At 49.9% G+C, this 21,824-nt stretch carries 17 protein-coding genes, 4 tRNA genes and 1 pseudogene; 5 read left to right on the top strand and 17 right to left on the bottom strand.

What is annotated here, in order from left to right; all coding sequences use genetic code 11:
• Window positions 1-10 precede the first annotated feature (10 nt).
• The 7 genes from DDT56_RS07970 to flhD all read right to left on the bottom strand — a co-directional run bounded on the left by DDT56_RS07970 (window position 11) and on the right by flhD (window position 7,443).
• Window positions 11-1,696, bottom strand: coding sequence for a methyl-accepting chemotaxis protein (locus tag DDT56_RS07970; protein ID WP_136165919.1), 1,686 nt, complete (start codon window positions 1,694-1,696; stop codon window positions 11-13).
• A gap of 144 nt (window positions 1,697-1,840) precedes the next feature.
• Complete coding sequence (gene cheW / locus DDT56_RS07975) at window positions 1,841-2,338, bottom strand: chemotaxis protein CheW (protein ID WP_136165920.1); 498 nt, start codon at window positions 2,336-2,338, stop codon at window positions 1,841-1,843.
• Window positions 2,339-2,372: 34 nt separating this feature from the next.
• Window positions 2,373-4,403, bottom strand: a complete 2,031-nt coding sequence (gene cheA, locus DDT56_RS07980; RefSeq protein WP_210416993.1) for a chemotaxis protein CheA — start codon at window positions 4,401-4,403, stop codon at window positions 2,373-2,375.
• A gap of 39 nt (window positions 4,404-4,442) precedes the next feature.
• A complete protein-coding gene (motB, locus tag DDT56_RS07985) occupies window positions 4,443-5,495 on the bottom strand; it encodes a flagellar motor protein MotB (RefSeq protein WP_136165921.1) in 1,053 nt (350 codons plus the stop codon).
• Window positions 5,492-6,379, bottom strand: coding sequence for a flagellar motor stator protein MotA (gene motA, locus DDT56_RS07990; protein WP_136165922.1), 888 nt, complete (start codon window positions 6,377-6,379; stop codon window positions 5,492-5,494). The genes motB and motA overlap by 4 nt, the downstream gene beginning before the upstream one ends.
• 132 nt (window positions 6,380-6,511) lie before the next feature.
• Window positions 6,512-7,090, bottom strand: a complete 579-nt coding sequence (gene flhC / locus DDT56_RS07995) for a flagellar transcriptional regulator FlhC (RefSeq protein ID WP_009113356.1) — start codon at window positions 7,088-7,090, stop codon at window positions 6,512-6,514.
• A gap of 2 nt (window positions 7,091-7,092) precedes the next feature.
• Window positions 7,093-7,443, bottom strand: coding sequence for a flagellar transcriptional regulator FlhD (flhD, locus tag DDT56_RS08000; protein ID WP_136165923.1), 351 nt, complete (start codon window positions 7,441-7,443; stop codon window positions 7,093-7,095).
• 1,377 nt (window positions 7,444-8,820) lie between these two features.
• On the opposite strand from flhD, the gene DDT56_RS08005 reads away from it, so the two are divergent.
• Entirely contained in the window at window positions 8,821-10,536 is a 1,716-nt protein-coding gene (locus DDT56_RS08005) for a methyl-accepting chemotaxis protein (RefSeq protein ID WP_136165924.1), read from the top strand.
• Window positions 10,537-10,587: 51 nt separating this feature from the next.
• On the opposite strand, the gene dsrB is transcribed toward DDT56_RS08005, so the two are convergent.
• Complete coding sequence (dsrB, locus tag DDT56_RS08010; protein WP_136165925.1) at window positions 10,588-10,788, bottom strand: protein DsrB; 201 nt, start codon at window positions 10,786-10,788, stop codon at window positions 10,588-10,590.
• 400 nt (window positions 10,789-11,188) lie between these two features.
• Between dsrB and DDT56_RS08015 the strand changes: the two genes are divergently transcribed.
• Complete coding sequence (locus DDT56_RS08015; RefSeq protein WP_136165926.1) at window positions 11,189-12,853, top strand: methyl-accepting chemotaxis protein; 1,665 nt, start codon at window positions 11,189-11,191, stop codon at window positions 12,851-12,853.
• 176 nt (window positions 12,854-13,029) lie between these two features.
• Window positions 13,030-13,248, top strand: coding sequence for a KTSC domain-containing protein (locus DDT56_RS08020; protein ID WP_136165927.1), 219 nt, complete (start codon window positions 13,030-13,032; stop codon window positions 13,246-13,248).
• A 468-nt stretch (window positions 13,249-13,716) separates the two neighbouring features.
• Here the strand turns inward: DDT56_RS08020 and DDT56_RS08030 are convergent.
• The 6 genes from DDT56_RS08030 to uvrY form a co-directional block, all read right to left on the bottom strand.
• A tRNA-Leu gene (locus DDT56_RS08030) sits at window positions 13,717-13,803 on the bottom strand.
• Window positions 13,804-13,811: 8 nt separating this feature from the next.
• Window positions 13,812-13,885: transfer RNA gene (locus tag DDT56_RS08035), tRNA-Cys, on the bottom strand.
• A gap of 37 nt (window positions 13,886-13,922) precedes the next feature.
• Window positions 13,923-13,998: transfer RNA gene (locus tag DDT56_RS08040), tRNA-Gly, on the bottom strand.
• A gap of 177 nt (window positions 13,999-14,175) precedes the next feature.
• Window positions 14,176-14,724, bottom strand: coding sequence for a CDP-diacylglycerol--glycerol-3-phosphate 3-phosphatidyltransferase (gene pgsA, locus DDT56_RS08045; protein WP_009113407.1), 549 nt, complete (start codon window positions 14,722-14,724; stop codon window positions 14,176-14,178).
• Between the two features lie 58 nt (window positions 14,725-14,782).
• Complete coding sequence (gene uvrC / locus DDT56_RS08050; protein WP_136165928.1) at window positions 14,783-16,615, bottom strand: excinuclease ABC subunit UvrC; 1,833 nt, start codon at window positions 16,613-16,615, stop codon at window positions 14,783-14,785.
• Entirely contained in the window at window positions 16,608-17,264 is a 657-nt protein-coding gene (uvrY, locus tag DDT56_RS08055) for a UvrY/SirA/GacA family response regulator transcription factor (protein WP_136165929.1), read from the bottom strand. Before uvrY ends, uvrC begins: the two co-directional genes overlap by 8 nt.
• Window positions 17,265-17,924: 660 nt before the next feature.
• Here uvrY and DDT56_RS08060 point away from each other — a divergent pair.
• Complete coding sequence (locus DDT56_RS08060; RefSeq protein ID WP_136165930.1) at window positions 17,925-18,149, top strand: DUF2594 family protein; 225 nt, start codon at window positions 17,925-17,927, stop codon at window positions 18,147-18,149.
• Between the two features lie 437 nt (window positions 18,150-18,586).
• Here the strand turns inward: DDT56_RS08060 and DDT56_RS08065 are convergent.
• Window positions 18,587-18,662 (bottom strand) — tRNA-Lys (locus DDT56_RS08065).
• A gap of 336 nt (window positions 18,663-18,998) precedes the next feature.
• On the opposite strand from DDT56_RS08065, the gene cycA reads away from it, so the two are divergent.
• A complete protein-coding gene (gene cycA / locus DDT56_RS08070; protein ID WP_136165931.1) occupies window positions 18,999-20,402 on the top strand; it encodes a D-serine/D-alanine/glycine transporter in 1,404 nt (467 codons plus the stop codon).
• A 184-nt stretch (window positions 20,403-20,586) separates the two neighbouring features.
• Here the strand turns inward: cycA and DDT56_RS08075 are convergent, their stop codons facing one another.
• Together DDT56_RS08075 and DDT56_RS08080 are read right to left on the bottom strand one after the other, a co-directional pair.
• Window positions 20,587-20,853 (bottom strand): sigma-S stabilization anti-adapter protein IraP, encoded by a 267-nt coding sequence (locus DDT56_RS08075; protein ID WP_136165932.1) that lies wholly within the window; start codon window positions 20,851-20,853, stop codon window positions 20,587-20,589.
• Window positions 20,854-21,124: 271 nt separating this feature from the next.
• Window positions 21,125-21,391 (bottom strand): annotated as a pseudogene (locus DDT56_RS08080) (LysR family transcriptional regulator); the annotation flags it as partial.
• Between the last annotated feature and the right edge of the window lie 433 nt (window positions 21,392-21,824).

Here is a 21,824-nt window from a genome sequence, read left to right on the forward strand (position 1 = left end):
ACTGCTTGTTTTAAAATGTTTCCCAATTCTCCGTCGACTGGCTTTGGTGCGACTTTTTCTCCGTATTCGCTGATACCGCCGGCAGAGCCGGTTTTTGACGGCTTTGCGCTGGCGTTGCGTGCTGCGTGTTGGCGCCGGCATCCGCCAGGCGGAATACCGCCACCGCCTGGCTGAGAATGCGCACCTGTTCTTCCAACGCCACGGCGGCCGTAGCCGACTCCTCAACCAATGCGGCGTTTTGCTGGGTGACGCTGTCCATCTCGGTAATAGCCTGACCGACCTGGTCGATACCTTTGCTCTGCTCATCGGAAGCGGAAGCGATTTCGCCCATAATGTCCGTCACCCGGGTCACCGCGCTGACGATTTCCTCCATGGTTTCACCCGCGCTCTCGACCAGTACGGAACCTTCATCGACACGATTGACGGAATCTTCAATCAAACCTTTAATTTCTTTTGCCGCCTGGGCGCTGCGCTGCGCCAGACTGCGCACTTCTCCGGCCACAACGGCGAAACCTCGCCCTTGCTCTCCCGCTCTTGCCGCTTCTACCGCCGCATTCAAGGCCAGGATATTGGTCTGAAAAGCGATGCCGTCAATCACGCTGGTGATATCGGCGATTTTTTGCGAGCTGCCGGCAATATTGTGCATCGTTTTAACCACGTTATCGACGACCTTGCCGCCTCTCTGCGCCGTCTCCGACGCGCTCAGCGCCAGTTGGCTGGCCTGCCGCGCGTTCTCGGCGTTCTGTTTCACCGTCGAGGTCAACTGCTCCATACTGGCGGCCGTTTCTTCCAGCGCGGAAGCCTGCTGTTCGGTGCGCGAGGAGAGATCGCTGTTGCCGGCGCTGATTTCGGTGGCGCCGGTATAAATGGCGTCGGCGCCCTGCCGCACCGCGCTTACCGTGGTAACCAATTCATGCTGCATTTCCCGGATACTGTCCGCCAGGATGCCCATCTCGCTCTTACTGTGGTAATTGACCGCTTTGGTCAGATCGCCCTTGGCGATATGCCGAATATGTTCAACGATATACTGCAGCGGACGCGTGATTAGTTTTTGAATGCCCAGCCAGGCGACAAGCGTTAATGCCGCCACCAGAATAATAATGGTGCCTAATACCCACAGCGCGGAATCATAAGCCTTGTCGTTTTCAGCGATCCCCGCCCGATGTAAACTATCGCTGTCAATTTGATAGGCGTTATAGGCCTTTTCAAAATTATCCTGAAATCCCTGAGTCGGTTGTTCGACAAATTTTTCAAATTCATTATTGGCAAGAAACAGAACCAGCTCGGAGAGCGCGCCGTGCAGCGCGGTATAATTCTCTTTTACCGTCTGGGCGACCTTGGGATCCTGCTGTACGGCAAGCGCCGTTTTTTCATAATTGCCAAAGTGGGCGCCGGCGGAATCCAGCTGGGTTTTGGCCAAATTGAGCAGTTCATCAAACGCCGCGCCGGCGCCCCGCCCTTCCGCATCCAGCGCCACGCGGATGCCGGCCCGGTTTAAGGTGTTGCGCGTCTGCAGCAAATACGACCAGGCCGCATCCAACTCCGCTTTCTTCTGGCTGATAACCTGAGTTGAGCTGAAAATACCTTTGTCATTTTTTAAAGAGCTAAAAAACAAACCTGCTGAAATAAGCTGAAGTGTGCCAAATAATACCAATATAAGTATCAAACTTGTTACAACCTTCATACGACTGAACATATCACATCCTTTGAGTTGATCGACTGCCGGTGACAGCGCTAGTATCGGCATTACTTCAAATATCTTTATGATTTCTCAAACTGAAGGTCAATAATAAGAAAGAGAGGAGCGGACCACCCGGCTGGCCCGCCAATCAGCAATAAATCAGACTTTCGCCACGCTGTCGACCAGCGCCATTTCTTCGCTGCTGAGCAGTTTTTCAATATCGACCAGAATCAGCATCCTTTCGCCCAGCGAACCCAGGCCGGTGAGATATTCGGTTGACAGCGTGACGGCGAATTCAGGCGCCGGGCGGATTTGGTCGGCGGTTAAAGACAGCACATCGGACACGCCGTCGACGACAATGCCGACCACCCGCTGCCCGAGATTCAGCACGATAACGACGGTATTATCGTCATAATCCACTTCCTGCTGCGCAAATTTAATGCGTAAATCCACGATCGGTACAATCACGCCGCGCAGGTTGGTTACGCCTTTAATAAATGCAGGCGTATTGGCAATGCGGGTTACCTGATCATAACCGCGAATTTCCTGCACCTTTAAAATATCGACACCGTACTCTTCATCACCCAGCGTAAAAATCAAGAACTCCTGTCCTACGGTTTCACCGGTCAATTTGGTGACGTTTGCAAGTCCAGTCATGTTTTCCACCCTTTATCACCTATCTGTTTTATTATTAAGCAGCGGTTTCAACCACACGCTTTTCACGATTAAGCGCCTGTAACGCTGAAACATCCACAATCAGCGCAACGCTGCCGTCACCCAGGATAGTAGCGGCTGAAACGCCTGGCACCTTGCGATAATTACTTTCCAAATTCTTCACCACCACCTGGTGCTGCCCGATTAATTGATCCACCAGCAGCGCGTAGCGGCGACCGGCGCTTTGCAATATCACCACAATGCCCTGGGTCGGATCGGTTTTTGCGCCATCCACATCAAAAATATGGAACAGCTCAACCAACGGCAGATATTCGCCGCGTACTTGCAAAACCCGCTCTCCGCCGGCCAGCGGATACAAGTCTTCGGCCTGCGGCTGCAATGATTCCATAACGGCATTCAGCGGCAGGATAAAGACTTCGTTATTAACCTTGACTGACATGCCGTCAAGAATTGCCAGCGTTAACGGCAGAAGAATACGAATGGTCGTTCCCTTCCCGGCCTGGAAATGGATTTCGACGTGCCCGCCCATTTCCTGAATGTTACGTTTCACCACATCCATTCCGACGCCGCGGCCGGAAACGTCGGTGACTTTCTCCGCGGTGGAGAAGCCGGGTGCGAAGATCAGCATGCCGACTTCTTCATCAGAGATGTTGTCGCTCACCGCCAGCCCTTGCGCAAGGGCCTTCGCCAAAATCCTGTCGCGATTCAGGCCGGCGCCGTCATCAATCACTTCAATGCAGATATTCCCGCCCTGATGTTCGGCGGACAGCGTCAAATTGCCGACCTGCGGTTTACCCGCCGCAATGCGCTTCTCCGGGGATTCAATGCCGTGATCGAGGCTGTTGCGCACCAGGTGGGTAAGCGGATCGATAATGCGTTCAATTAGGCTCTTATCCAACTCGGTGGAACTGCCGCGCAGGGTAAGTTCTACCTGCTTATCCAACTTGGCGGCCAGGTCGCGGACCAGACGGGGGAAGCGGCTGAATACGTATTCCATCGGCATCATACGAATCGACATTACCGACTCTTGCAAATCGCGGGCGTTACGCTCCAGCTGTCCCATGCTATTCAGCAAGTCGCCGTGGGCGACGGGATCAAGCTCGCTCGAACGCTGCGCCAGCATCGATTGGGTAATAACCAGTTCGCCGACCAGGTTGATGAGTTGGTCGACTTTCTCTACCGCCACGCGAATACTGGTATCGCCGGTTTTGTTGCGGTGTTTCGAGGCGTCGGGAACAATATGCGGCTTGGCGGCGGCCGGCGCGGGAACAGCCTGAAGCGCCGGAGCGGCGGGCGCCGCCGGTTTTGCCGGCTCGGGCTGAGATTCAGCCGCGGCGCTCTCCGGTTGGGCCGCAGCCTCTACCGGGTGAAAGTGGATTTGCTCCGGCTCCAGCACAAAACACAACACCGCGCTGATATCATCTTCGCTTTCGGAAGTCACCAAAGTCACTTCGACGCTGTTATCAGTCTGATGAGGGTCTTTAACCGTGCCCAGGTTGCCAAGCTCCTCCAGCATTTGGGGAACTTCCTGCGGCTTAAGTCCGGTAAGCTCAATACGCAGTTCACCCGAACCGGTCGACGCCGACGTTGCAGAGGCCGGGCCGTTTTTATCCTGCTCCGGCGCGGTTGAAGACGGGGCGTCGCTCTGAGCCGCAGCGATTTCGGCCTGAGACTCCAAAGCCAGTTGGCGCAGAGCCTGACAGATATACTCAAAGCTCTCGGCATTGGGCTCCTGCGCGGTTTTGTAAGCGTCCAACTGATCCTGCATGATGTCTTTTGTTTCCAAAAACAGATTGATGATGTCAGTGCTAAGACGCATTTCACCGCGCCGCGCACCGTCGAGTAGATTTTCTAAAAGATGAGTGGTTTCCTGTAACACAGTAAAACCAAAGGTTCCGGCCCCGCCTTTTATCGAGTGAGCGGCCCGGAAAATGGCATTCAATTGCTCTGTATCAGGTGCCAGGGGATCCAGCAACAGCAAGTGCTGTTCCATATCCGCCAGTAATTCGTCTGCTTCATCAAAGAATGTTTGATAGAAAGCGCTCATGTCCATGCTCACGTGGTCACCTCTGCTGTGAATCGCGGCTTATTGAGAAAGGGGCGCCTGACTGTCCGGCGCAGCAGGCAACGACGTCGTCGGCTGCTGGCGCTCTGGAGCAGGAACTCCATTAACGGGTTGCGGCGGGGTTTCACCACTTCCATCCATATTATTATTACTATTGTCGGCAGGCGGAGTGGTAGGTTTAGGATTTTCCAACTCCATATTTTGTAAATTTTCCGCTTTGTCTACATTTAGCACATCGCTTTCGGCGTTTTCATGTTCAATATCCCTCTGCGCCTGCCTATTCAACACCAGCAGGCTGATGCGGCGGTTTATCGCATCATTAGCGTCCACCGCCTGTTTCAGGCTCATGGTCGACGCCATACCGACCACGCGCAGCACTTTACCGTCGGCCAGCCCGCCGATAAGCAGCTCGCGGCGGGAAGCGTTGGCGCGATCGGCGGATAATTCCCAGTTGCTGTAACCCCGGTCGCCGCTGGCGTACGGCACGTCGTCGGTGTGGCCCGAGATACTCAGCTTATTGGGGATATCATTCAAAATAGGCGCTATCGCCCGCAGGATGTCGCGCATATAGGGCTCAACCTGGGCGCTGCCGGTTTTAAACATCGGGCGATTCTGGCTGTCGATAATCTGTATCCGCAGCCCCTCATCCACCATCTCGATCAGCAAATGCGGGCGCAGGGCGCGCAGTCGCGGATCGGCTTCAATAAGCTGGTCCAATCTTTCCCGCAGCCTGTTCAAACGGATTTCGTCTAATCTCCCCTCCAACGTATCCATTTTAATGGTCTTTTTAACCTCACCGTCCTGCTGGGTGAAGTCATCCCCGCCGCCGGGGATCGGGCTCTCGCTTTCGCTGGATTTGCTACCGCCGGTTAAGGCTATTTTTAACGGGGTGCGGAAATACTCGGCAATCTGGGCCAGCTGCATCGGGGTGGAAATGGCGATCAGCCACATCACCAAAAACAGCGCCATCATCGCCGTCATAAAGTCGGCATAGGCAATTTTCCAGGAACCGCCATGGTGGCCGGCATGCCCGGATTTGCGCTTCTTACGAATAATGGGGTGCTGATGTTTCATGCGTCATTTTCCGCTGCCTGCTGAGCGGGAGCCTTCACCCGACGGATATGCTCTTCCAGCTCAATAAAGGAAGGCCTTTCCGTTGAGTACAATGTCTTACGACCGAACTCGACGGCGATTTGCGGCGCATAACCGTTAAGGCTGGAAAGCAACGTAACCTTAACGCATTGTAAAACTTTTATTTTTTCTGAATTTTTCTGTCGCAGCAAGGTTGCCAACGGTGACACAAAACCATAAGCCAACAGAATCCCCAGGAAAGTCCCCACCATGGCGTGGGCAATCATCATTCCCAGTTCCGCCGCGGGACGGTCGACATAAGCCAAAGAGTGAACTACCCCCATTACCGCCGCCACGATACCGAACGCCGGCAGGGCATCGCCGACCATGGCGAGGCTGTTGGCCGGCACATCGCTTTCGTGTTCAACCGTCTCGATCTCTTCATCCATCAGCGTTTCAATTTCAAACGCATTCATATTGCCGCTCACCATCAGCCGCAGATAATCGGTAATAAATTCAACGATATTGTTGTCGGCCAAAATGCGCGGGTAGCCTGAAAAAATTTCACTTTCGCGGGGGTTATCAATATCAAACTCCAGGGAGAGCATGCCCTGCTGACGGGACTTGGCCATCAGCCGAAAAAGCAGCGCCATAAGATCCATATACAATGCCTTATTGTATTTCGATCCTTTCATCAGCAAAGGCAACGCCCGCCCGGTGGCTTTTATCGCTTTACCATTGTTGCCTACGATAAAAGCCCCCAGAGCGGCCCCGGCGATAATCAACACCTCCGCGGGTTGATAAAGCGCGCCCAGGGCCCCACCGACCATGAGATAACCGCCAAGTATCGACCCCACAGTTACGAGATAACCCAATATAACCAGCACAAGAATTCCTTATATGAAAAGGTGGGCGGAAAGTGAGATAAAACGCAGGTATGAAGCCAGGAATTACTTGAGGAGAAATCTATCACTGTCCTCAATAACAAACAGTGATAGATTCACAAATCGCTACCAAGCTCAGACTGCGTGTTTTACCTGTTCATCCAGCAGTTGAGGTATAATATCGGCAAGATTTTGCGAAAGTTTACGTCTTTTTACCGCCCTGGATGGGGGCTGACACAAGCTGCAGACAAAACTGTTTTTTGGCTGATGAGCATGAGTGATAAACATACCGTTACAGCAATTACAAGCTGAGAGTTGCAGCATGCCGCTGTCGACAAATCGAACCAGCGTCCATGCGCGAGTCAGCGCCAGTAATGGCGTATCATTTTTCGGTGAACATTGTTCCAGATAGAGGCGATAGGCTTTGATTACCGCCTCCACGCCGCTGCATTGCCCGTGTTTCAGCAAGAAACTATAGGCGTTATAGAACATGGATGAATGAATATTCTGTTCCCAGGTCATAAACCAGTCCGTTGAAAAAGGCAGCATTCCCTTTGGCGGCGGACTTCCTCTAAGTTCTTTATATAGCTTAATCAAGCGTCCGCGGCTTAGCTGCGTTTCACTTTCCAACATCTGCAGACGGGCGCCCAGAGAAATAAGCTCCATTGCCAGTTGGATGTCTTTCGCTTCCTTAACAATACTTTTCTCCGCCATTACTATGCCCTTTTCTTAGGCAGATTCTCTTCTTTCGAAGTTGACTGTTGTAATAGATGGCTCGACAACAAAATACCGGTATGGATTTGCTGTAAATCATCCACACGCGATTCTTGAGTCAAGAGTTTGATGGTATTGTGATCGTTAAAACGGAAATGACATATCAGTTGGTTGGTTTCAGCTAATTTAACCATCTGCGGCAAAGTCAGCTGCATCAGCATATCTGCCATTGTCTCATCAATACCCAGACGAAACATTGCAGAGGCTTTTTCGTCATTAATTAAACGTTGTGCCAGTAACAAATAAGACAGATTAATGTCATAAATGTGCTTGAGTAATTCAGAGGTACCCATATTTCCCATCCCGATAGGCTATGTTTAAAACATAAGTTAGGTGATAGACCATATCGCCCGGTTCAAAAATCACGCTCCATTGATGGCATAAAAAACTATCAGTGCCAGATACTAGCTGCTATTTTTATCTCTTAACGCAGGACAGTGAGTACTTCCGCCAACTTCCATCATGATGCAACCATTACGCATCGCATCCTTTCTTTCCCAGCACTTTAGACCCCTTCAAGGTCCATCACAGCCAAATCATAGGATTATTCCTAAAACAGCGCAACTGTACCGCCTAATCCGTAGCACATACAACGCGAGCGGAGAATGATTTTAGTAATTATGTGACATAGATCACAAAATTGAAAGAACCATAGGTGATTTTCGAGCAACCGATATTCTTAATTGCTCATTTTTGGCACAAAAAACTGTATCAAACGTTACAAAATAACATTCTGCTTGCGTAGAAAAAATACTTTCGCTGCTATCTAAATGATAGATAAGCGAAAACATGGAGCATTTTGGCAGAGCAAATTTACATAAAGATGTTCATTTATGTTCTTTACCAAAAATTTGCATTCCTTTACGTACTGAAACGGTATCTATCCATCGCTTAGCGGTTCAGTTCTTACCCCTTACGCCCTGTTTTTGCCGTGCGCCCCCGCTTTTTACGTTGAGACATTGATGCGGATTGCCATGCTCATTAAAAGGTAAAACGGCAAAGGTTACCCGATTAAGTTGCGCGAAGGAAAAAGCGGCAGAAACTGTTGTAATACACCAAACCTGTCTGACAATTAGTCAACTGCGATAATAAAACTCCCTTGGGCATAACTATTAACAATCAGGAAACTTACTAATTAATTATTTTAAAAAAGCGCCCTATTATATCCGTGATATATGAATGGCACACGGTAATTATTAATATCCTGCAACTATTTAATTTACCGATCTGATTCAAGCAGCGCGTAACCAAAAATATATGACGCAAAAACACCTGACATCAAGTTATTACTTTATTGATTGAAATTAAGCTTAATTAAGCCAGAGAAACCCGGCACCGCTGGTATTTTTCTTAATCGCAGGATGGCCGCCGACCGCCAAAGCAAGTCAAAAATAATCTCTGGCGCAAACGACTATTTTTTCCGATTCCTATCAGACGATTATCAATCTGTCTACTTTAACGGCAATCCGCCTTTATTTTCCGTGCATAAGTTCGAAACGTGATGGAGATCGCATTGAATCTTATTAAGGTTTCCCAACATGTGCCGATGGTATTTCAGATTGGTTGCTGTAGGTTACCGCTGGTCGTCAAAGCAGGCATTTACCCCCACATGCCAACGCTGCCTGCCGACGGCACCATAAATGATAATGACTTCTCCCGAAAATGAGCGGATGGATATGAAAATAATTTCAAGACCCGAGCAGTCGGGTAACACTGGCTTGTTAAGCAATTTACGGTTAGTCCCTTTATTCGTCATTATTTTAGGCGGCATTATGCTGCTGTTCGCGCTATCGATAGGCACGTCCAGCCATTTCTTACAACGCGGCGGTCAATCACTGGCCGACGTCACCCAGGAAATTGATATCCGCATGGGGATATCCAACAGCGCTAACCACCTTGGCACCGCGCGCCTGTTACTGATTCAGGCCGCCGCTGCCGCACGTATCGGAGATGCTGACGTCTTTAATGACAACCTGAAGCAGGCAACGCAGCGCATCGAGCAGTCGCAACAGGCGTTTCTGGTTTATGAACAACGCCCGGTAAAAACGGCCCAGGATGCCGCATTGGACGCCAGCTTACGCAAAGCCTACGACGACTATATCAACCAGGGGGTGATGCCCATGCTCGCCTCGGCCAAGGAAGGACTGTTTGAAGAAGTGATCAGCCATGAATCGGAGTACACCCGGGTTTTGGATTTGGCGTATAACAAGCCTCTGCTGGAAGCCGTTGGTTATCGCAACCAGCGCGCCAACGAACTGAATACCACGGCGCAGGACAATGCCACATTGGGATATGCGCTGATGGGCGCCAGCTTTGGCGTCGCGATCGTTTTAACCCTGCTGACATTCCTGCTCCTGCAACGCGCGCTAATTCAACCCATGAACCGACTGGTGAGCCGTATCCAGCGTATAGCACAAGGCGATCTCACCCAACATGCGGATAACTATGGCAGCAATGAAATTGGCACCTTGGGTCGAAACGTTCAGCAAATGCAGTTATCGTTGGTTACCACGGTAACAACCGTGCGCGAAAGCGCGGACGCCATCTATCAAGGCACGACTGAGATCTCCTCAGGCAATACCGACCTTTCCTCCCGCACGGAACAGCAGGCCTCCGCTCTGGAGCAAACCGCGGCCAGTATGGAGCAGTTGACCGCAACCGTAAAACAGAACGCCGAGAATGCGCATCACGCCAGCCAGCTTGCAGCGAATGCCTCAGGAAAAGCCCAAAAGGGCGGTGAGATTGTCGCCGACGTGGTCAACACCATGGATAACATTTCAGGCAGTTCCAGAAAAATCTCTGAAATCACCAGCGTAATTGACAGCATTGCCTTCCAGACCAACATCCTGGCACTAAATGCGGCGGTGGAAGCCGCCAGAGCCGGCGAACAAGGCAGAGGATTTGCGGTGGTGGCCAGCGAGGTGCGCAACCTTGCGCAGCGCAGCGCCCAGGCGGCAAAAGAGATAGCGGCCTTAATCTCCGAATCGGTGGATTTAGTTAACAACGGGTCGGCGCTGGTTGATAATGCGGGCCAAACCATGAAAGAAATCGTTGATGCGGTGACCAATGTCACCGACATCATGGGGGAGATTGCCTCCGCCTCCGACGAGCAGAGCCGTGGCATCACTCAGGTGGGCCAGGCTATCTCGGAAATGGACAGCGTAACGCAGCAAAACGCGGCGCTGGTTCAGGAAGCCACTGCGGCGGCGACCTCTCTGGAAGAGCAAGCGGCTCTGCTGACCCGCGCGGTGGCGACATTTAACCTGTCCGACCGTCAGTCGCCGGCGCCGGCCTCCACGCCCGCGCCCAAGATAACGCCAACGCCGTCTCTGGCGTTAACCCGGCAAAAAACCAAAGCGGAGAATGGCAATTGGGAGACCTTTTAACGTAGTCCGCGGCGGGTATTGATCCGAACCCTGGTCAATACCCGCGCTACATCACTCCGCTGAAGACGATTTAAGCTCCACGAATGTCCCGTCTTGGCTTTCAACTTCATTAAAGAACCAAACGCCCGCGGGATAATCTTCCAACGCGACTAAATACATCGTTCCTTCCTGAAACGCTTCAACGGCCAAAATAACGCCTTCCCTGCGGGCCCTGCCGTCTGTTTTGACTGTTACCACATCATTCACTTTCATACATTACTCTCAAAAACCGCTGTAACCTCAGGAAACGGGATGATCGTTGCTGAATACTATAACCCGCAAGGAATATCCGACATAGCCAGCCGTATTACCCTTTTCGCTTCGAACCGTTATTTATCCTGCTAATTATACCGTTAGTTTTTATTCTTTACATCACGGACGCATTATTCCCCGGCGGTTACAAAAACTAACATTAATCAGGTTAAATAACTTCAAACCGTCATGAAGCCCGCCGTTTACACGCCGATAACAGACACGCAAGAGACATACCGTCATGGATAATTGATCAGACTGTAAATATTCACCAGCAGTCTGGCATCTGAAGGGAAACGCTAACGCGATCCTGTCTTTTTAGGATTAACCGCCTTATCATTTTTTCACCGGGATTTACACCATGAGCTTTGTACGCAATATCAAAATCAGAACCATGATGATTCTGATTCTTATACTATTTTCTTTATTGTGGGGCGGAGTATCGGCCTTTGCGCTGTACTCGCTAAGCCAATTGACCGCCGAACTGAAATTGACCAACGTGCAGCAAAACAACGGCGACATTATTAATGGCGCCAACGGACAGTACTATCGCATTATCAGCGCCCTCGAACGTGCCACACGCGCAAAACAAAATAACAATACCGCAGAAGTCGATCTGGAGCTTAAGTTGGTTGAGGAGGAATTGGCGAGGATCAAGGTCGGCCTGGAGGAATTTAAAACCACCGATCATGCCAACATCGCCCCGGCCACCATCGACAACATTTATAACAGTTCATACCAGCTTTACACCAAGGGCGTGCTGCCGCTCTATGAGTCGGTCAAGGCCGACCGTATTGATGAGTTTGTTCAGTATGCAACCCAGACATATCGCCCCTTACGCCAAAACTTCACCGATGCCATCGATGAGTACAATGTGGTTATTGATAAGTTGAAAAGCGAGGCGCAAAACAGAATCGACGCCTGGGTCCACTGGTGCCAGAACGCGCTGATTCTGGCGCTGATTACCGGCTTGATCATCGTCCTGCTGACCGATCGCTATCTGGCCATTTTCGTGGTCAAACCGCTCGAGTTGATTAAAAAGCATCTTCAGGTTCTGGCGGTCGGTCATTTACACACCCAAATGCTCAATATGGGTAAAAACTGCGTCGGACAATTGATTCCTTTCGTTCAGCAAATGCAAAACAACTGGATCACAACCGTATCCGAAATTCGCGGCAGCGCGGAAGAGATTTACCGCGGTTCCGGTGAAATATCTTCCGGCAATACTGATTTATCTTCACGCACGGAGGAGCAGGCATCAGCGCTGGAGCAAACCGCAGCCAGCATGGAACAGTTAAGCGCCGTGGTGAAACAGAACGCGGACAATGCCAACCAGGCCAGCGTATTGGCGCAGAATGCCTCCAAAACGGCAAACAACGGCGGCGAGATTGTCGGCGACGTCATCAAGACGATGGGTAAAATAACCAGCAGCTCGCAGAAAATCGCCGATATTATCAATGTCATCAACAGCATTGCTTTTCAAACCAATATCCTGGCGCTGAACGCGGCCGTAGAAGCGGCCCGCGCCGGAGAACAAGGGCGCGGATTTGCCGTCGTCGCCAGCGAAGTACGGAGTCTGGCGCAACGCAGCGCCCAGGCGGCGAAAGAGATTGAAGGATTAATCGATGAGTCGGTGGAAAATGTAAAAACAGGCTCGAACCAGGTAACGCTTGCGGGTGACGCCATGGAGAACATCGTCAAGGCGGTGACCAACGTAACGGACATCATGGGCGAGATTGCTTCCGCCTCAAACGAGCAGAGTAAAGGGATCACCCAGGTTGGTCAGGCGATGGTGGAAATGGACAGCGTGACGCAGCAAAACGCCGCGCTGGTTGAACAGTCAACCGCGGCGTCGGCATCGCTTGAAGAACAGGCGCGCCGTTTGACGGAAATTGTCTCAATCTTCAAACTTTCCGAGTCAGCGGAAAAAACCAGGGAAAGAACGCCGGCTAAAGCGTCGCACACGCAGCCATCAGCCGCGACAAAGAAAATAAGCGCCAATACCAGCAATTGGGAAACGTTTTAAGCGGCATAAAAGCGGGCGACAGCGCCCGCTTTTCCTCAGCATCAACCATTGGTTAGGCGCTCGACCAGATGAAACTCCGCTGTACATTCAACAGATAAGCATGATTATTAACAACACGACGGGCCAAAAATCCTTTATAGTTCCATGCAAGGTTCCACACAAAGGAGGAGCAGTCATTGCAGCGGCAATTCGTTTCATCATCAAGGATTCGTTCGATTGGATACGACCCGGAAAATCGTATCCTTGAAATAGAATTTCATAACAAAGATATCTATCAGTACATTAGCGTTCCTGAACGCATTTACGGGAAATTCATTTCTGAAGCCGTAGTTTCCAAAGGCCGCTTTTTTGATGGGGTAATAAAAAACAAGTACCTGTGCCGAAAAATCAAGTAACGGCCAGAATAAAGCGGCTCCCCTCCAGTAGACCATTAAAAAAGCGGGATAGTCCTGATCCGCAGCGTTTCCACGGGTATCAGAACCGCCATTTGCCAGGCACTTCAGGTGATGTTCCTCAAGAAAGGGTGAGCCGTCAGCCTCACAAAAGGGCTGGATTGCGACAACATTCACGCACGTCGTTCGCTTTCTGAATAATGTTAGCTATCGTCAGCCGTCCTGACGGCCCAGTTCTCCATACGTAGTCCCGGCGCGGCTTCCCTGCCCCTAGGATATTGCACCCAAAGAAGCATGTTTAGCGCAGGCAAGACGGGAGCAAGCATGCTTTGGGGTTTGGGTAGGGGTCTCTGGTGTCGCCACTCTGCCGCCATTTTGTCGCCACTTTCCATTTTCCAGGCACAAAAAAACCGCCTGTTTGGCGGTTAACGACATTGCTCTACATGCTTGTTTTAATTGGGTTTTTATCGATGGTGCCCGGGGCGGGACTTGAACCCGCACAGCGCGTACGCCGAGGGATTTTAAATCCCTTGTGTCTACCGATTCCACCACCCGGGCTGGGATATTGGAGGCGCGTCCCGGAGTCGAACCGAGGTAGGCGGATTTGCAATCCGCTGCATGGCCACTCTGCCAACGCGCCTTACCTTTAAATCGCCTCAGCTTTAGCAGCTGAATATTGGAGCGGGAAACGAGACTCGAACTCGCGACCCCGACCTTGGCAAGGTCGTGCTCTACCAACTGAGCTATTCCCGCTTTATACGAACATGCTGATTTTTTTACTAACTTTCAACGAATCAGCGTCGCCGTTGATGCGGTGCATTCTACTGACCTGACGCGATGAGTCAACAGAATTATCCACCAACCAGGTTCGTTTGCTGGTTTTTACAGCGGGCGCGCCCTCGCCCGCCACCTTTTAGGCCGTAGCCTTGCTCAAGGCTCCAGCAAATCATGCCGCGCGGCGTTCAGGTATTGAAACATCGACCAGAAGGTCAACACCGCGGCGACGTATAAAGCAATTACCCCCGCGCCTTCCACAAAGCGTTCCGGACGCCAGAGCAAAGCGAACAACGCCATCATTTGCGCCGTTGTTTTGACTTTCCCAATCCAGGAGACCGCCACGCTGCTGCGTTTGCCAATCTCCGCCATCCATTCCCGCAATGCGGAAATGATGATTTCCCGCGCAATCATCGTTGCCGCCGGCAAGGTAATCCACCAGGAGTGATAATGTTCGGCCACTAAAACCAAGGCCACGGCGACCATCACTTTGTCGGCGACCGGGTCAAGGAATGCCCCAAACCGCGTGGTTTGCTTCCAGCGGCGGGCCAGAAAACCATCAAACCAGTCGGTAACCGCGGCAAAAATGAATATGAGCGCGCAAACCAGAGGCGCCCAGCCAAAGGGAAGGTAAAACGCCAGTACAAAAAACGGGATTAAAGCAACACGAAACAGAGTCAGCAACGTCGGTATATTAAATTGCATAGCGCTTAGGTAACTATTTGGCCGGAGTGGATATTACGAGTATGTTGCTACATTGTCCCTAGTGTTTCAATGCATGGAAGATTTTTTCTGCCAATGCTGTTGAAATACCCGGCACATTTGCAATTTCCTCGACGCTGGCATTCATTAAAGGCTGCAATCCCCCCATGTATTTCAGCAGGGTCTGCCGGCGTTTAGGCCCAACGCCTTCAATCAGCTCTAGTGTACTGGTATTTTTAACTTTTGCTCTTTTTTTGCGGTGCCCGCCAATCGCGTGATCGTGAGAGTCGTCACGAATGTGCTGAATAACGTGCAAAGCAGGAGAATCAGACGGTAAAACCATACCGTCTCCCGTCGCCTCGAAAAACAGCGTCTCCAGGCCGGCCTTACGGTCGCTGCCTTTAGCCACGCCGAGCAACAGGGGTTTACTCTTATCCCAGGGTACCTGAAGCGAGTCAAATACGGCTTTTGCCTGACCAAGCTGCCCTTTACCGCCATCAATTACGATCACATCGGGGATTTTGCCCTCCTCCAACGCCTTGCCATAACGGCGTTTAAGAACCTGGGTCATCGCGGCATAGTCATCACCGGGAGTAATCCCGCTGATATTATAGCGCCGATATTCCGAACGTAGCGGACCATTCGCATCGAACACCACACAAGATGCCACAGTCTGCTCTCCCATAGTATGACTGATGTCAAAACACTCCATGCGATTAATTTCCGGCAGTTGTAAAACCTTGGCCAGAGCGGACAAACGCTGGTGAATCGTCGATTGCTGCGACAGCTTCGTCACCAGCGCCGTGGCGGCATTGGTGCGGGCAAGTTTCAGGTAACGCGCGCGATCGCCGCGCGGCCGGGCCTGAATCTGTACTTTGCGTCCGGCGACTTCAGTTAAAGACTCCGTCAGCAACTCTTTATCCGGCAAGGAAAAATCGAGCAGAATCTCTGCGGGTAGGGTTCGCGCCGCACTCCCCTGCAGGTAAAACTGTCCGACAAATGTTTGCACCACCTCGCCCAGTTCGGTTCCAGAGGGAACTTTGGGAAAATAACTGCGGCTGCCCAACACTTTCCCCTGACGGATAAACAACACGTGCACGCAGGCCATTCCGGCATCAAAAGCCACGCCGATAACGTCCAAATCTTCGCCGGAGCCAGAAACAAACTGCTTTTCCGTGACGCGCCGAACGGCCTGAATCTGATCGCGGATACGGGCCGCTTCCTCAAAATTCAGCGCGCGGCTGGCGGCTTCCATCCGTGAGATAAGCTGATTAAGCACCTGCTGGTCTTTGCCGGACAAAAACAGACGCACATAGTCAACCTGTTGCCGGTAATCCTCGTCACTGACCAGTCCGCTCACGCAGGGGCCGAGGCAGCGACCAATTTGGTATTGCAGACAAGGACGCGAACGATTGCGGTACACGCTGTTTTCGCACTGGCGAACCGGGAAAAGTTTTTGCAACAGTATCAACGTCTCACGCACCGCATTACCATTCGGAAACGGTCCGAAATATTCACCTTTTGCGTGTTTGGCGCCACGATGAACGGCAAGACGGGGATGTCGATCGGCACTCAGAAAAACCATGGGGTAGGATTTATCATCACGCAATAAGACGTTATAGCGCGGCTGATAAAGCTTGATGTAGTTATGTTCCAGCAGTAAGGCTTCCGTCTCGGTATGCGTGATGGTCACGTCAATCTGCCGGATGCTTTTTACCAAAGCCTCCGTTTTACGACTGCCGACATTGCTGCGGAAATAGCTGGAAAGTCGTTTTTTTAAATCTTTTGCTTTACCGACATAGATCACCGTATTAGCGGCATCATACATCCGATAGACCCCAGGCTGGCTGGTGACTGTCTTTAGAAATGCCGAGGCATCGAAACTTTCACTCACTACTTAACAATGTCTCCGCATTAAAGAGGCCGTGCCGAATCGCCAGGTGCGTCAGCTCCACGTCGCCATTGATGTTCAGCTTGCTGAACATCCGATAGCGGTAACTGTTCACCGTTTTCGGGCTCAGATTAAGCTGGTCAGATATTTCAGTCACCTTTTGCCCTTTGGTGATCATCAGCATAATCTGCAACTCCCGCTCAGACAAACACTCCAGTGGCGTCTCGGCCTGTGGTTCCAACTGGCTTAGCGCCATCTGCTGCGCAATATCAGAGGCAATATACCGCTTACCCGCATGAACGGCACGGATGGCGCAGATAACTTCCTGCGGGGCGGCGGCTTTACTGACGTATCCGGCGGCGCCCGCCTGCATTACTTTAGCAGGTAAAGGGTTCTCTGTATAAATAGTTAGCATGATAACTTTTATATCAGGAGAAAAGCGCAGTATTTTACGCGTTGCCTCAAGACCGCCAATCCCCGGCATATTCATGTCCATCAAGACAACATCAACATCATTGCTGCGGCACCACCTGACAGCGTCCTCACCACATGACACCTCACCAACTACTTTGAGACCTTTGATATCGTCAAGAATGCGCCGTATCCCTGCCCGCACCAGTTCATGGTCATCAACAAGAAAAACGCTAATCAAAGAATAATTCTCCAAAAAAGGGAGTAACACTTACATAATAATTTGCTTGCAGGTGATACTACGTTGGTTTCTAAAAATAATGCATACGGACTTATAGCAATGATGTATTTTTAAATATGCCGCAGTAATAAACGATCGATATCGGTAGCAAGATGATAGCAATATAACATTAACGCCGGGATACGTATTGATCACATTCCTAACATATCAGGTTATGACTCCCCGCGCTCCGGGCTCATATCATCGGTCACCATCAGAAACTGTGTAACAAAACAACGATAACCAGTGGCATTAAATTGGCATTGTATCGCATATATCAATCAAAATTTACTATTGTAACTATATGTTGCGGGATTTAATCCTGCATTACATAAACAATAAAGAAGAGAAATAGCATCCAGACTGAGAAATCCGCTGTATTCGTTCGGATTGGTTCAGACACCGATTCACTATATAAACCTGGGCTGCCGAATACAATTAAAAACAAGTCAACTGCATAAAAAACAACCACCGCATAACCATGAGTGATTAATAATAGCCGCCGACAATACGCGTTATGCTATACTCGCGGCAATCTGATTATGCCAGCAGCACGCGCTTTCGAGCCAACTGGGGGCTGACTTAAACACGTTTTATGCTGTTTCTTGTTAAGGAGAAAACATGAGCAACGTAGATTTTTCCACCGCCGCGAACGTAGCAGAGCTGGCACACGAAGTAACCTGTTTAAAAGCGACGATTACGCTGCTGTTAAAAGCCATCGGTCAGGCTGATGCGGGCAAAGTCATTATCAATATGGAAAGATATATCGCCCAACTGGAAGACCCTGAGCAGGCGGCGGCGTTCAGTAACACCATCAAGCAAATCAAACACGCTTACCGCCAATAACCGGGTTCCCGTCGGCTCAGAGCCTTCTAATGCCGACGGTATCTTCCCCGGAACATTACCCCCTCCAGCCCCTGGAAAAAATCCCGTCGGATTCATATCCGATAGCGGGACTCAACGTAAATCCGCGACTTGGTCAAAACGCCACCCCCTCCCCTGCATCATCAATCCGCTATGTTTCACTCAGTAATTAAAGAAAAGATAACCCCTCGCCAACACCAGGAGTAAAAGAGATTATTTTTCTTTAAATAAATCACAATAAAGCCTATTAATTAGAGTGGATAGGCTATTACCCGATAGTTGTTTTAGCGGCAATAGCTTTTATTTAAGCTGCCCATTGATGAGATCAATAGAAAGGATAAAATAACCGCATCGTTTGAGATTTGTCACAGGATAAAAAAACAGCGGACAAGATTAAAGCGAGGTAACTGATTGAATGTTGGTGGGTCGTCGGGGGCTCGAACCCCGGACCAATTGATTAAGAGTCAACTGCTCTACCAACTGAGCTAACGACCCAACGGGGTGGATTATTCACTTCTTGGCGGCGGCTGTCAAATAGTTCACATTGATTTTTTTTCCATTTTTTCAGCTGCACAATTTACATTGTGAGCAATGCGTAATTTTGCTAACCTGAGCGCCGCCCAATTCACTCCTTTCATATTACAATACGCCGTTTACTCAGGGCAAAAAACATACAGAATCACATCGTGCAATTATTCACCATATTTATGCCAGCCACTCCCTATAATCAGTACGATAGTTACGCTATCTTATCTATGCCCAATTCAATAAATGAGAGAGCCGCTCAAGAGCTCAAAACGACATCACATAAAAAATAGGAAATCGCATTCAATGACTGATCAACCAAAAGAGGTCGCAGACCTTGCAGAGCCTGGCGGTGAAGGACTGCGGCGCAACCTGACCAACCGGCATATTCAGCTTATCGCCATTGGTGGAGCCATTGGCACCGGGTTGTTTATGGGCTCGGGAAAAACCATCAGCCTGGCAGGTCCGTCGATCATCTTCGTTTACATGATTATCGGCTTCATGCTGTTTTTCGTTATGCGAGCGATGGGCGAGTTACTGCTCTCTAATCTGAACTATAAATCTTTCAGTGACTTTGCCGCCGACCTGCTCGGCCCCTGGGCGGGGTTTTTTACCGGCTGGACATACTGGTTTTGTTGGGTGGTTACCGGCATTGCCGATGTGGTGGCGATCAGCGCCTACGCACAGTTCTGGTTTCCCGATCTATCGCAATGGATATCGTCATTACTCTGCGTACTCTTATTGCTCACGCTTAACCTGGCGACGGTAAAGCTGTTCGGCGAAATGGAATTCTGGTTTGCGATGATCAAGATAGTGGCCATCGTTGCCCTAATCCTTATCGGCGTGGCGCTGGTGATGATGCAATTCCCCTCGCCATCAGGTTCTGTCGCATCGTTTAATAACCTATGGAATGACGGCGGTATGTTCCCTAAAGGCATCGGAGGATTTTTTGCCGGATTCCAGATAGCGGTCTTTGCCTTCGTCGGAATTGAGCTGGTTGGCACCACGGCGGCAGAAACGAAGAACCCAAAAGTAGTGCTCCCCCGAGCGATCAACGCGATACCGATCCGTATCATCATGTTCTATGTTTTTGCGCTGGTGATGATCATGTCTGTTACGCCGTGGAGCGCAATCGCCGCCGATCGCAGCCCCTTCGTTGATATGTTCGTACTGGTCGGGCTACCCGCCGCGGCAAGCGTGATCAACTTTGTGGTACTGACTTCCGCGGCATCGTCGGCCAACAGCGGCGTATTTTCCACCAGCCGGATGCTGTTTGGGTTAGCCAAACAGGGAGATGCGCCGAAGCGCTTCAGTATGCTGTCTAAACGCGCGGTTCCTTCTGCGGGATTACTGTTTTCCTGTATCTGCCTATTGTCCGGCGTGGTATTGATTTACCTGATCCCCAATGTAATGACGGTCTTTACCCTGGTTACCACCGTCTCCGCCATTCTGTTTATGTTCATCTGGAGCATTATTCTCTGCTCTTACCTGATGTACCGTAAAAAAAGGCCGCAGCTACATCTGGACTCGCAGTATAAAATGCCCTGGGGTATTTTTATGTGTTGGATTTGCCTGGCATTCTTTGCCTTTGTGATCGTCCTGCTGACGCTACAGCCCGATACCCTGCAGGCGCTGGTTGTCACGCCACTGTGGTTTATTATGCTGGCAATAGCCTATCGGGTTATTCAGAAGAAAAAACGGCTGGCATGAAATAGACAGCATCATTACCACTCACAAAAGACGCTGATTATAAAAATCAGCGCCTTAACTGTTTATTAATAATTTGCGTATGCATATTACTTTTATCGATTTATAAGATAATTTATTATAAAAAAAGAAAGAAAACTCTTATCATCCAATTAATTAATACAGCCACGATAATAATATAATGGAATTAATTCCTTAATGAAGTAGTCATAAAGCGATTAATATTCCGGGATAATAATTCGGCTGCTAAGTAGGCATCTTCGCCCTTGCGCTGAGTCGTTTCCGCCAGTACGCCTTTCACCTTTGTTGTTAACTCATTAATTTTATTGTCATCTAGCATAGAAACAATGGCAAACACCAACATTTCTAATGATTCTATTTTGGCATGAAGTTCTTTTTCTCCGACCTCTTTTTCTGCCAGTCTGATTAATAGCTGAGAGAGAAGACTATTCATTTGAACTCCTTAATCAAAAATAACAGTCAGTTATCCCAAGAAACACTAACAGAACGTTAGTGAATGGGATTAGAGAAAACATTACGAGGATTAATGTAACATCTAAAGTAGCTTGATCGCTAGTATCTATCGCAATTTTGGCGTCATCATATTCACAGCATGACGATAAAAATGAAAGAGCAGATGAAATAGATAAGCAAGATGATGTTTTTAAAAACCATTTATATAGCCAGCCATAGAGAAATGGCTGGCTACTTAAAAATTATACGTTTACCGACTGCCTGACGCCATTCACTGCGCTTTTGGCCTGCTCGCACTGGTACAAAATAGCCTGGGCATGCGAATAAAGAATTTTTCCGGCTTCTGTAGGCGTAACGCCACGTCTGCTGCGTACCAGCAACTGCTTTTCAAGCTCACTCTCCAGCGTCGCGACCTGCTGGCTCAGCGCTGGTTGCGCAATGTGCAACAACTCAGCAGCCTGGGTCAGGCTACCGATATCAACGATTTTCACAAAATACTTGAGCCGTCTAAGATTCATTTCTGCCTCCTGAGTAAGTTCCCCATAAGAGATAGCAAGATCCGCGCCATATTAGAAACGTTCAAGATAAAAACCAGATACATGCTTGATAAGCCATGGGTAAAATAAGGAAAAGAGATGGTTCACAGGATGCGCCAGACCAGCCGGAAACGACCGATATCGATTTCTTCTGCCAGGGAATGCACCACGCTAATGCAACTGCTGCTGTTTCAAGGTGCATACGGTGATGTAAAGACGGCGTAACAGCTCAGTATTCACATCAAACCCGGCAACACTTGCGCAATAATTTCAATATGTTGATTATTACTTCAGCAATCAGTTATCACGAAGCATAACAGCCTTTGACAAGGTGAAATGCTCCCGCTATTATCCCCCGCAGCTAACCGATTCCTCTGTAGTTCAGTCGGTAGAACGGCGGACTGTTAATCCGTAT

Source organism: Brenneria corticis (genome assembly GCF_003115855.1).
GTDB lineage: Bacteria > Pseudomonadota > Gammaproteobacteria > Enterobacterales > Enterobacteriaceae > Brenneria > Brenneria corticis.